Below are 12,344 nucleotides of genomic sequence, written 5' to 3' on the forward strand. Positions count from 1 at the left end.
TACGGCACGGATTTGAAAGGAACCCCATGGGTATTGCCATTAACCCGTCGATTCTCTCGGCGGATTTCGCGAACCTGCAACGCGAGCTGGAGCGCATTTCCACCGCAGACGCCGCGCATATTGACGTGATGGACAACCACTTCGTCCCCAACCTCACCTGGGGCCCACCGGTGGTCAAGCGTCTGCGCGAAATCTCCCCGGTGCCGTTCGATGTGCACCTGATGATTGACGAGGCCGACCGCTGGGCACCCGAATACGCCAGCATGGGCTGCGAATCGGTGACCTTCCACGCGGAGGCGGCTATCGCACCCATCAAGCTGGCGCGAACCCTGCGTGCTGAGGGTGCGAAGGCAGGTATGGCGCTACGCCCGGCAACCGCCGTGGAACCCTACTTGGACATGCTCAGCGAACTGGACATGCTGCTGATTATGACCGTGGAACCGGGCTTCGGCGGCCAGGCGTTCCTGGACGTAACCCTGCCGAAGATTGCCCGTGCTGCCAAGGCGATTGAGGGCGCGAACCTGCCGGTGACCGTACAGGTGGACGGCGGCATCACCGAAGAGACCATTCTGCGTGCTGCGGAGGCGGGCGCAACCTGCTTCGTTGCCGGCAGCTCGGTCTACGGTGTGGACGAGGCGCTCGGCGGTCCGGAGGCGGCCATCGCCTCCCTGCGTGCGGCGGCCGCATCGGTCAAGCGCTCTGGCACCGGTTGTGGCTGCTAGCGGTACTCGCCGATAACGGTGTACGCCAGTAATGGCGCCCGGCATCTATAAAACCCCGCACCTATAAAACCTCAACGCCCCGTTGCGAAGACTGCACCCCGTCGCGGTTCTTTGCAACGGGGCGTTTTGCATGTCTTGCTTTTTGCCCACCGTGGTTTTATAACGAGATAACGGTGAGGGAGAGACACTCATTTAAGCGACATAGTGTCAGCAAGACAGTGACAAAGAGTGAAATATGTTAACCCGCCGAATTCCGCGGCAAACCTGGGCATCCTGACGGTCGGAGAATGCAAACTGAATACGTCTTGATGTAACACTCAGATATCTGTAAGGTTAGGTATAGTTTAGTTATATCTAGGGGGAACTATGCCTTTCAACCAAACCGATCTGACCGACACCGAAAACCACGGCGCATCGGGCGTTAACCGCCGCGCCTTCTTCGGCTTGGCGCTTGCCTCCTCGGCTGCTCTCGCCCTCGCGGCATGCAGCAGCGAGACCACCACGACCACCACTTCCGGCGGTTCCACCTCGGGCGGCAACGGCGGCACCCGAACCATCAAGGATATCGACGACGAGAACGTAGAAGTTCCCGCCAGCCCGAAGAAGGTTATCGTCCTCTCCGAACCCACCCTCGACGGCCTGCTCGCCCTCGGCGTGACCCCCGCCGGTTCGGTCTCTGGCCGCGGCCAGTCCGGCGTACCCAACTACCTCGCCGACCGCGCCAAGGACGTGCAGATCATCGGCACCGTCGCCCAGGTCAACTACGAGCAGATCGGCAACCTCGAACCCGACCTGATTCTCGTCGACTCCACTGGCGTGGACAAGCGCTCCGATGCCTACGAAACCCTCAAGAAGATTGCCCCCGTGGTCTACTGCGGCTACGCGGGTGGCGACTGGCGAATCAACTTCCGCAACGTCGCCAACGCCATGAACATGGTCGACAAGGGCGAAGAAGTCATCAAGGCATACGAGGCAAATGCCGCGGCGCTGAAGGGTCAGCTCGCCCCCAAGTACGGCGACAAGACCTTCTCTATCGTCCGTTGGGCAGGCAACGGCCCCGCCCTGATTCTCAAGGAACTGCCCGCCGGCCAGGTGCTCAACGACCTGGGTCTTAAGCGCCCCGAGGCGCAGGACCGTAACGGCCAGGGTCACTCCGAGCCCGTCTCCCTGGAGAACCTGGCAACCATCGACGCGGACTACATGTTCCTGGGCACCCTCGGCGGCGCAAGCCAGCAGAACCCGAACGCGCAGGGCTCCGCAGGTCTGCAGGGCGCCGAAGAAGCACTGAATAAGGCGAAGGAAACCTCCGGCTTCACCAACCTGAAGGCCGTCAAGGACGACCACGTGATTCTCGTGGACGGCTCCAAGTGGACCTCCACCGGCGGTCCGCTGCTGCTCGAGGGCATTATCGAAGACGTCAAGAAGGCGCTTCCGCTCTAAACATCCCGTTCTGAACACTCGGTGAAGCAATCACACGCTGAAGCTTCCGCCACACCCCTTCCCACCGCGACCTGAAAACCGCGGCGGGAAGGGGATGCACGACCCACCACACCATCCTCAAGGAGCACAATGACCGAAACTCGACCCGTGCGCACCGCAGCCCGCTACGGTGCCGTCGTGGCTCTCGCCGGCGCGCTCATCACCCCTGGAGCAGCGCTGACCGGCACCACTCTCGCATTCGCGGATTCCAACCTGCCGATTGGTATCGCCTCGGACCCGGCGGCGACCCCGTCAGCCTCGGCTACCCCTAATGCTGCTCCCTCTGATGAGCCGAGCAAGACCGCTGAGCCTACCCCGTCAGCGTCATCGAGTATTCAGCCGACTAAGTCTGCCAGCTCCAAGACAGCGAACCCTGTGAAGGCACGTGTGACCATCTCCACCGAAAAGTGGCGCGAAGGCAAGATTGTGGTGCGCGGTGAAGGCTTCGTGAGTAATGCCCCCGACCGCGGCGCCATATTTGCGGTCAAGTTCCTGGATGCCCTCCCCGATAAAGCACACCAGGCCATTAATCCCCTGACTAAGGAGGGTGGCAACTCGCCTGCAAACTTCATGGCAATTGCCAATGAAGACGGTACCTTTGAGGTTGAGGTTCCTCTGCCCACCACCGAAAACACCGGTTTGAGTGCCGAAAAACTGGTGGAGGCAGGCTGGGCTACCGAAAATTCCGAGCACAACGTGCAGATCCTCTCCGGTTCCTTGGGTGGAGCAGATGAGCAGGGTAAAAACTACGACCGCGGCGTGTCTATTCGACAGAAGATTAAGCTCAGCGACAAGGCTCCGGAGTACGCCCCCGGTGACGCACCCGAGCCGGTCAACGCCTCCGAACTGACCGCTGGTAATGGCGTGCAGGTGAGCCGTGACGGCTCCACCGTGACCGTGACCGTGCCGAACGCTGAACCGGGCACCTGGGTGTACGCCGCGACCTATCTCGGTAACTCCCCGCAGACCCTCTACGGCTCCGGCTGGAAGCGCCTGGATAACAACCGCAGTTTCAGCTACGAGACTAGCGGAACTATGTCTCCCACCACCTACCGAGTGGTTGTGCACAACGGTAATCAGGATGCTGAGAATGCCGTGCTTGGTTTTGCTGACATAACTATCGAGCGTGTCGTGGCACCCCGCGAGGATGTATCCAATGATGACCAGGGCTCCTACGATGTGGAGCCGTCACTCGCCACAGTTGTTACTCCCGCCGAACCTATTGTGAAGCGAGTGCAGGCTAAGGCGAAGGAAGCAGCTCCCCAAAGCGCTGCCTCGACGCCCCAGGCTAATGCGAGTGTTAAAGCCATCAGCTCACCTTCTGCTTCTGCCTCGCCGCGTTCGAATGCAAGTGCTACCTCCAGCCCTACGGCCCTGACTGCGCAGGGGCCAACCATTGAAGGTACTGAGCTAACCGGTATGACCAAGTGGCTAGTCAATAACGCCAACAACCTGCTGCTTTCGGCAGCTGGCTTGGTGATTCTGACTACGGCTCTGGTGTTGCGTACCTCCAAGAAGTAAATTTTCTGACTGCACACTCACACCGGCACCGGCTCACCCCCCTGGAGAAGGGGTGCGTAAACCGGGTGCCCCTCCGACTACTTGGGTTCAGATATACAGCGTCGCTCCGTTGTTTCTGCTACGGACCGGAATATCCAGAGATGAACCTGGCAAAGATTTGAAAGGACAACCATGCGTGCACCTTTTTCGGGAACCCCGAAGGCATCCCTGACCTCTAAGGCACTGACCGCCTGCGCCGCCGCAACCCTGGCACTGGGCCTGGGTGTTGGCACTGCATCCGCTCTGCCTCCGGGTGGTGCGAAGGCATCTACCGATAACACCTCCTCAACCGTTTCCCCCTCTGTGAGCGAGCACGGCGTGATTTCCTTTAGCGTGAGCGGCTTCCCCGCGAACGCTGTGGTGTCCGTGAAGGTGGACGACGGCAACCTGTGCCCCTCCAATGCGGCTCAGGGCGCTTGCGTGGTGCATCAGCAGAAGACCGATGGCAACGGTAACGTCTCCGGTTCCTTCGTGCTGCCGGATGTAGGCCCTGGCACCCACACTCTGCGTTTCCTCGCTTCCCGTGAGAAGCGTGACAAGGACGGCAAGTACCTGGGTACCGAGGCGTACAGCAACCGCAGCCCCGAGTTCACCGTGGTGGGCGAGAACGGTTCTGAATCTTCTAACTCTTCCTCTCGTCGTTCGGGTTCTGATGATTCCGCAAACTCTCAGAGTGATGAGTCGAATGCTGAGGCTGAGACTGTGTACACCGACGCTGACGGCAACACCATCACCAAGGAGGAGTACGACCGCCTGAACGTGGAAGCTGACTCTTCCGCTGCGCCGGCTGCTTCGGCTTCTGCAAATGCCCAGAAGAAGGCTACCGCTTCGGCGAGCGCATCTTCTTCGGCTGTTGCGCGCGGTAATGCGTCGAACCCGAGCGCTTCAGCTTCGGGCGCGGCTAACACCGCATCCACCGTTCAGACCGTGACTTACGGTGCTGCGTTCCCGTGGATTGGCGTGGTGGTTCTGGGCGTAAGCGTTGTGGGTGCCGCTGCGTTGCTGCTGACCCGTAAGCGCTAAGACTTAACGTCGGATGCGGGTGGGGGAGTAACCCACCCGCTCCGGCGTTTCTCTCATTATCTACCGGTGTGCCGGGTACCCCTCGCGTGGTGTGGGTGCGCCGGGCGCGCCTCCTTAGTTTTCTTGTATCGAGCATAAGGAGCATAGTGGCCCGCACGAGCTCATTGTCCCGAGATGTTCAGCAGGAGAGTACGTCCCGTCAGGGTTCTGTGATTCAGGGGCAGAAGTTGGGTAAGCGCCTGGCTTTTCTGTTCCTGTTTGCGGTGCTTTTGGTGGGGGCTGTGGCTGCTTCTTTGCTGTTCGGGTCGAATAATCTTCCGCCGGATCAGGTTCTGGCTGTTTTCAATGGCACTGCTTCTGAGCAGACGCAGACGATTGTGACGGAGCAGCGTATTCCGCGTACCCTGGTGGGTCTTGCAGCGGGTGCTGCGTTGGCGGTTGCCGGTTCGTTGATGCAGTCGTTGACCCGTAACCCGCTGGCTGAGCCCGGTCTGATGGGTGTGAATGCCGGTGCTGCGGTGGCTGTGATTGCTTCCGTGGTGGTTTTTGGTGTGATGGGCATTTGGCAGTACATGGTTGCTGCGACGATTGGTGGTGCGTTGGCTGCGGTGCTGGTGTACACGCTGGGTCGTGGCCGTGACGGGTCGATTGTGAAGCTTGCGTTGGCGGGTGTGGCGATTTCTGCGGCGTTGTCGGCGATTGCGCAGGGCCTGATTTTGGCTGATCAGGATGCGTATAACGAGTTCCGTGTGTGGGTTGCCGGTTCGCTGGAGGGCCGCGGTATGGATATCGCGTCAACGGTGGGCCCGGTGATTGTGCTGGGTGTGCTGGTGGCATTTTTTGTGGCTCCTGCGATTAATGCTCTGAGTATGGGCGAGGAGGCGGCGACCAGCCTCGGCGTGAGTGTGCGTACGACGCAGAATTTGACGTTGCTGGCGGTGACGGTGCTTGCTGGTGCGGCGACTGCTGCTGTGGGTCCGATTGGATTTGTGGGTTTGGCAGTGCCGTTTGTGGTGCGTGCTCTGCTCGGTAATGATGTGCGCTGGGTGAATTATGGTTCGGCGCTGTTGGGTCCGGTGTGGCTGCTGTGTGCTGACGTGTTGGCGCGTGTGCTGGTGGCTCCGCAGGAGACTCAGGTGGGTATTGTGGCGACTCTTGCCGGTGCCCCGGTGTTCTTGTTCCTGATGACTCGTCGTAAGGTGGAGGCTCTCTAATGTCGAATTCTTCCGCTCTATCGACGGAGGCCGCCACCACTGCGACTAATCGTTCTGCGCGTCGTCGTGGCCGCGATTTGGGTGGCCGCCCGGTGTTGACTGTGCGCGGTCCGCTGAGTGCTCAGGTGCCGTGGCGTGTGCTGATTCTGAATGTGGCGTTGGTGGTGCTGATTGCGGTGCTGGCGTTTTGGGGCATGCTGCAGGGGGACTACAAGATTGCCCCGGAGAAGCTGATCCCGGCGCTGCTAGGTGAGGGTAAGCAGATTACGGTGACTTTTGCTCAGCAGCGTGCGGCGCGTATTGTGGCGGCGCTTCTGGTGGGCGCGGCGCTTGGTCTGTCGGGTGCGATTTTCCAGGTGATTTCGGGTAACGCCCTAGGATCACCGGATATTATCGGCTTCACAAATGGTGCCGCAACCGGTGCGCTGTTGCAGATTATTGTGTTCAATTCCGGCCCCGTTGAGGTTGCCCTGGGCGCTGTGGTTGGTGGCTTAGCGACCTCGGTGCTGGTGTGGTTGTTGACGCGGCACACGGGCCTGTACGGTTTCCGTCTGGTGCTGGTCGGTATTGGTGTGGGTTCGACTCTGGCGGCGTTCAACGCGCTGCTGGTGGTGCGTGCTTCGCTGACTCAGGCGCAGACCGCGGCGTCCTGGCTTGCCGGTTCGCTCAATGACATCACCTGGGAGCGCACCTACGCGCTACTGGGTCTGCTGCTTGTGGTGACTCCGCTGCTGCTGATGCTGGTCCGCCCGCTGGGCGCGATTCGTTTTGGTGACCAGGTGGCATCCGGTTTGGGTGTGAGCGTGAATGCGTACCGTGTGGCGGCTCTGTTCATCGGTGTGCTTCTGGTTTCGCTGGCGACCGCGACGACCGGTCCGATTGCCTTCGTCGCCCTGGCTGCGCCGCACATTGCGAAGACTCTCTCCCGTAGTGGTGGGGTGGGCTTCACCTCCGCGGCACTCATGGGTGCGTTCATGGTGCTCGGCTCCGACCTGATTGGCCGATTCGCTGTTTCCGGACGCATCATTCAGGTGGGTGTGGTGACCGGCGCGATTGGTGGCCTGTACCTGATTTACCTGATTTACCTCGAAAGGAAGAAGAGCTAGTGAACACTAGTGTGACGACCCGCCTTGAAGGCGAGAACATGGTGGTTGCCTACGGTGAGCATACGGTGCTCAACGGGGTAGATTTTCAGGTGCCGGAGGGGGAGCTGACCGTTATCCTGGGCCCCAACGCCTGTGGTAAGTCGACCACATTGAAGGCTCTTGCCCGCGTGAACCCGCTCAAAGAGGGCGAGGTTCGCCTAGACGGCACCCCGCTGCCGCAGATGAAGTCCCGCGCCATTGCTAAGATCCTGGCGATGTTGCCGCAGACCCCGGAGGCGCCGAGTGGCGTGACCGTGGCGGATGTGGTGGCGCGCGGCCGCTACCCGCACCAGTCGCTACTGCGTTCCTGGTCTGATGAGGACGAGCGAGCCTGCGTGGAGGCGATGCAGGCAGCGAACGTGCTGGAGCTTGCGGAGCGTCCCATTGAGGCGCTCTCGGGCGGTCAGCGTCAGCGCGTGTGGATTGCCATGACCCTGGCGCAGCAGACCCCGCTGATTCTTCTCGATGAGCCGACCACCTACCTGGACATCACACACCAGATTGAGGTGCTGAACCTGACGAAGAAATTGCATTCCGAAGGCCGGACTGTAGCCGTGGTGTTGCATGACCTGAACCTTGCTTTCAGGTATGCTACTCATGTTGTTTTAATGAAGCAGGGTCGGATTATCGCTCAGGGTGATCCGCGTGCGATAATTACACCGGAACTTATTCAGGAAGTTTTTGACCTGCAATCGGTTATTATTCCTGATCCGTGCACTGGTACTCCTTTGGTTATTCCGAAGGAGAACCAATCAATTCATATTGCCGCTGATGCTATTTCGGCGGCCCGCGAAAGCGAATAGTTTTCGCCCCTAAGCCGCGTGGGAGTTGGCGCCAATCGTCTCAGTACGGGTGGAAAAGCTCGGCATTGCGCCGAGTAGCGAACGTTAGGATCTGAGGGACCCAGGATCCCCTGCGCGTAGGGCGCCTACCCGGTGCTCGCCCGTCTTTGACGCATGAACGGATCCGAGCACTGGGTAGGTTCCATTTTGGGAACCCGTAGATGAGGCACCGAGACTGCCGTATGAGGCTTTGAAAGTTACGACTTGAGAGGTTTGATGCACGGTCTCGGTGCCTCATCTCTTTTAACTTTTGGGGTGGACAGGCTGGTTTTAGGTGGGGCTGGGCTGGGCAGGGTTGTGGTGGCTTCGTGCTTGGGTTTTAGTAGTGTGTGCTGGCTGTCATGATTGTCATCTTTTGGTTCTTTCGTTTTTCCCTTTGGCTGGAGTTTGGGTAAGGGATACCATAGAGTGAGGTAGTAGAGGCTAACTAACGATAATGTGCCTCCTCACCGATTCTCATCAATTGAGTGTTTCCACAGACCAAGGAGGAACCGTTGGGCGAGCACGAACCCACCGAGACCGTTCCCGCACAGAGCATTTCTGTACAGGGCATTTCTGTACAGGGCACTTCTGAACAGCCTGCTTCTGTACAGGCTACCTCTGCGCAGCCGTGTACCGTTGCGCCGGCTGTGCGCCCGAGTCCTCCCAAAACCCCGCGCCCCGTACCGGCACCGCGCGTGGACAGCCCCCTCATCAGCGCCCTCATCGCCGAGGCAGTCAGCTCCAAAGAGCTGAACGCCCGCATCGTTGAGGTCGTCTCCGAAGGTACCCCCATCATCGAGCCGGTGCACCGTAAAGACGGCAGCATCAGTGAGAACGAGCGCATCGTTACCTTCCTGTACCACAACGAGCAGGCGGAGCAGGTGCTCATGTTCATCAACCGCCTGACCGATGAGAAGAATCTTGACCGTTCCCTCATGACCCGCATCGAGGGCACCGGATGGTGGCAGCTGAGCATGCAGATGGAAACTACCTGGCGTGCCTCCTACAACTTCTTGCCGGTGCTGCCCGGCGAGCGCCCCGCCTGGCTGGGTGATGACGACCAGGTGCGCCTGCGCGCCGCGCTGGACTCCGGTGAGGGCGACCCGCTGAACCCCGAGACCGTGTGCAACCGCATCGGTCGTTGCATGGGTGTGGTGCAGCTTGAGCACGCGCCGGTGCAGGAGTTCATCCTGACTCAGGAAGAGATTGACGCACTGCCCGCCCCCGAGTGGATGCATACCCCTGACGGCCACCAGTACGTGCTCGGTCGCGTGGGCGATCCCGCCCCGGATGCGCCGTTGTTCATCCAGTTCGACGGCGAAATGTGGTTTAGTCAGGGCATGGAGCGTATCCTCAATCGCGCCCATGAGGTGGGCCGTATTCCGGCGATGCACGTGTTCTTCCTTCACTCTGGCGGTCGTGAGAACCGCTGGAAGGAACTGAACGGTGACAACCCGATTGCCGACTACCTGGTGGAGATTGCCTTCCCGCACCTGGAAGCGGTGCACGGTATTAAGACCGCGCCGCAGAACATTGTGATTAACGGTCAGTCGCTGGGTGGCCTGTCCTCCCTGTTGGCGGTGCTGAGCCGCCCGGAGGCCTTTGGCGGTGCGATCGCGCAGTCATCGTCGCTGTGGCAGCCACAGGTCATGGACCGCCTGGACGAGCTGGAGGCGGCGGGAGAGATTGATCGTCTGCGCCACCTGTACCTTGAGATTGAGGTGGGGGAGCAGGAGTGGGTTTTGGTGCCTCCTCACCGTGAGCTGAAGGTGCGCCTGGAAAAGCTTGGTCTGGAGAGAGCGCGCTGCACGACCTTTAACGGCGGTCACGATTATGCGTGCTGGCGCGGTGCGATTGTGCCGACCCTGGAACGCATCATTGATGCTCACCAGCGGAATATTGAGCGTGGCGAGCAGAACTACGAGAAAGATGCACGAAAAGTAGCGTAGAGCTTGTACCGCTGCCGATGATTGGGCGCCCCGGACCCCTCGCCTGCTGAGGTTTGCCCCGCCCGCTGGGGGCGCATGGTGGGCATGCGGGGTTCCCGTTAGGGTAAACACCGCCGCGCCCGTATCCTAGAAAAGGACAGCATAAGAGATGCGTAGTCTCTTGGTAGATGTAGCACTACCGTGCCACGAGGGGTACCGAAGGGTACCCGGTGTAGGCTGCGCACCCGCCCTCATTGACGAGATGGCATCACGCTGCGAACGCACGCAGCACGTGAGCGCTATAGAAACCGCAAACGACACAGAAATCGAGAGAAGATGACCGTAGAACGTAGCCCCCTGGCCCCCACACCGCTCATCCCCGAGTCTTTTGCCGCGAAGTACCGCGAAGCCGGCTACTGGATTGACCAGACCATCCCCGAGTTCCTGTTGGATGCCTGCCGAGCGAAGCCGCACTTTCCTGCGCTGGTGGCGATCTCGCACGCGCAGCTTAATGAGGACGGCAAGCCCCAGCAGATTCGCCTCTCCTACGGTGAGCTGGAAGCGGCAGGTCGTGCCGCTGCGGTGCGCCTCATTCAGGCTGGCGTGCAGCCCGGTGACCGCGTGCTGCTGCAGCTGGGTAACACCGCCGAGTACCTGGTGTACCTGCTCGGTATTTTCTGGGCGGCTGCTCTGCCGGTGTTCTGCCTGCCGCAGCACCGCACCACTGAGCTCGTGCACTTTGCGACCCGCACCGACGCGGCGGCGCATGTGTTCTCTTCGCTAACCCCGGGTGCAGATTTCTCCGCCCTGCACGAGGATGTTGCCGCCGAGTTGCGCAAGAACTTTCAAGAGCCGCCGGTTGCTATTGACGTTGCGGAGCCGCTGACCCCGCTGACCGAAGAGGAGCTCGCTGAAGAGTTCGTGCCCGGCGTCATTCAGAACACCGAGAACCTGCGTGCGAGCGAGCAGGTGGCGTTCCTGCAGCTTTCCGGCGGTACGACCGGCATTTCGAAGCTGATTCCTCGCACCCACGCTGCCTACCTGTACTCGGTACGCGGTTCGGTCGATATCTGCAAGCTGAACAACAACACGACCATGCTCGTGGTGCTGCCCGCCGCTCATAACTTCACGATGAGCTCGCCCGGTATTCTGGGCGTCATGTGCGCCTCCGGCAAGCTGGTGTTTGCGGCGGATCCGTCCCCGCAGACTGCGTTCCACCTCATTGAGATGGAAGGTGTGACCACCTCCGCGCTGGTGCCGCCGCTGGCTCAGGCGTGGGTCGCCTCCGCGGAGAAGCGCGAAGTGTCCCTGCCCTCCCTGCAGACCCTGCAGGTGGGCGGCTCGAAGCTGGCTCCGGCGGTTGCGGGCAAGATCGAGTCGGTGCTCGGCTGCACCGTTCAGCAGGTGTTCGGCATGGCTGAGGGCCTGGTGAACTACACCCGTTCGACCGACCCGATTGAGATGCGCCTGAGGACTCAGGGCTACCCGATTAGCCCCGACGATGAAATTCTGATTGTTGATGATCAGGACCAGCCGGTTAAGCGCGGCGAGAGCGGCCACCTACTCACCCGCGGCCCGTACACGATTCGCGGCTACTACCTGGAGGAGAACGCGAACCGCTACGGCTTCACCGAGGAAGGCTTCTACCGCACCGGTGATATTGTGCGCCTAGTTGCCGCTAAGTACCTTGAGGTGACCGGCCGCGCGAAGGACCAGATTAACCGCAACGGCGAGAAGATTGCCGTGGATGAAATTGAAGAGCTGGCGCTAACCCACCCCGACGTTTTTGACGCCGTGGTTCTGGGCATCCCGGATGAGACCGTGGGCGAGCGTGTGGGCCTGGTTATTGTGCCGCAGGAAGGCGCCGACCTGGGTGAAAACCCGCGCCGCACGATGCATGAGTTCTTCACTTCGAAGAAGCTCGCTGACTTCAAGATTCCCGAGCGCGTGCAGGTTCTGCAGAAGCTGCCCACCACGAACGTGGGTAAGATTTCTCGCCGCGAACTGCGCGCCAAGCTTGCCGAAATTTTTGGCTAAATCTTAAGCCCGTATTCCTACCCCTATTGAGGAGAAAAATGTCCGCACTTGAGACCCTGCGCCCCATCATGGAGAAGTACATCGTCGAGCCCGACTCTCTGCAGACCGCGTTTGACGAACCGACCACCGACCTGTTTTCTCTGGGCCTGGACTCGATGGGCTCCTTCGCCCTGCTCGACGACCTTGCCGCTGAGGGCGCCGTGATTGAGTTTACCGAGCTGGTGGAGAACCCGACTGTGGAGTTCATCGCCTCCCGCCTGGGCTAAGTTTCATCGTACCCCGAGCGCCTACCTGCCGCGAATGCAGACGGGTGCTCGGGGTGTTTGCTACTCGCCTCGTTTACCCTTGTCAGCTTACTTCTGCCAGCGTGAATTGGCGGGGCAGTAGCCTACCTTTTACACACCGCATATCA

General features: G+C 60.4%; 10 protein-coding genes. All 10 read left to right on the forward strand.

The window, feature by feature from the left end; translation table 11 throughout:
- Positions 1 to 26 precede the first annotated feature (26 nt).
- The 10 genes from rpe to QFX07_RS03400 all read left to right on the forward strand — a co-directional run bounded on the left by rpe (position 27) and on the right by QFX07_RS03400 (position 12,198).
- Complete coding sequence (gene rpe / locus QFX07_RS03355) at positions 27 to 722, forward strand: ribulose-phosphate 3-epimerase (RefSeq protein WP_279740256.1); 696 nt, start codon at positions 27 to 29, stop codon at positions 720 to 722.
- A 366-nt stretch (positions 723 to 1,088) separates the two neighbouring features.
- Positions 1,089 to 2,162: an iron-siderophore ABC transporter substrate-binding protein gene (locus tag QFX07_RS03360; protein ID WP_279740254.1), complete on the forward strand. Its 1,074-nt coding sequence runs from the start codon at positions 1,089 to 1,091 to the stop codon at positions 2,160 to 2,162.
- A 129-nt stretch (positions 2,163 to 2,291) separates the two neighbouring features.
- The gene (locus tag QFX07_RS03365; RefSeq protein WP_279740252.1) at positions 2,292 to 3,722 is read left to right on the forward strand and encodes a hypothetical protein; all 1,431 of its coding nucleotides are present in this window, start codon (positions 2,292 to 2,294) and stop codon (positions 3,720 to 3,722) included.
- 171 nt (positions 3,723 to 3,893) lie between these two features.
- A complete protein-coding gene (locus tag QFX07_RS03370; protein ID WP_279740251.1) occupies positions 3,894 to 4,784 on the forward strand; it encodes a plasmid partitioning protein in 891 nt (296 codons plus the stop codon).
- Positions 4,785 to 4,930: 146 nt separating this feature from the next.
- Positions 4,931 to 5,998, forward strand: a complete 1,068-nt coding sequence (locus tag QFX07_RS03375; protein ID WP_279754183.1) for a FecCD family ABC transporter permease — start codon at positions 4,931 to 4,933, stop codon at positions 5,996 to 5,998.
- The gene (locus QFX07_RS03380; RefSeq protein WP_279740247.1) at positions 5,998 to 7,104 is read left to right on the forward strand and encodes a FecCD family ABC transporter permease; all 1,107 of its coding nucleotides are present in this window, start codon (positions 5,998 to 6,000) and stop codon (positions 7,102 to 7,104) included. The genes QFX07_RS03375 and QFX07_RS03380 overlap by 1 nt, the downstream gene beginning before the upstream one ends.
- On the forward strand, positions 7,104 to 7,946 hold the full coding sequence (locus QFX07_RS03385) for an ABC transporter ATP-binding protein (protein ID WP_279754182.1): 843 nt from the start codon (positions 7,104 to 7,106) through the stop codon (positions 7,944 to 7,946). Before QFX07_RS03380 ends, QFX07_RS03385 begins: the two co-directional genes overlap by 1 nt.
- A gap of 533 nt (positions 7,947 to 8,479) precedes the next feature.
- Positions 8,480 to 9,916 (forward strand): enterochelin esterase domain-containing protein, encoded by a 1,437-nt coding sequence (locus tag QFX07_RS03390; protein ID WP_279754181.1) that lies wholly within the window; start codon positions 8,480 to 8,482, stop codon positions 9,914 to 9,916.
- A 315-nt stretch (positions 9,917 to 10,231) separates the two neighbouring features.
- Positions 10,232 to 11,932 (forward strand): (2,3-dihydroxybenzoyl)adenylate synthase, encoded by a 1,701-nt coding sequence (locus QFX07_RS03395; RefSeq protein WP_279754180.1) that lies wholly within the window; start codon positions 10,232 to 10,234, stop codon positions 11,930 to 11,932.
- Between the two features lie 38 nt (positions 11,933 to 11,970).
- Complete coding sequence (locus QFX07_RS03400; RefSeq protein WP_219101141.1) at positions 11,971 to 12,198, forward strand: phosphopantetheine-binding protein; 228 nt, start codon at positions 11,971 to 11,973, stop codon at positions 12,196 to 12,198.
- Positions 12,199 to 12,344: the final 146 nt, after the last annotated feature.

The organism is Rothia similimucilaginosa, from assembly GCF_029850985.2.
Classification (GTDB): domain Bacteria; phylum Actinomycetota; class Actinomycetes; order Actinomycetales; family Micrococcaceae; genus Rothia.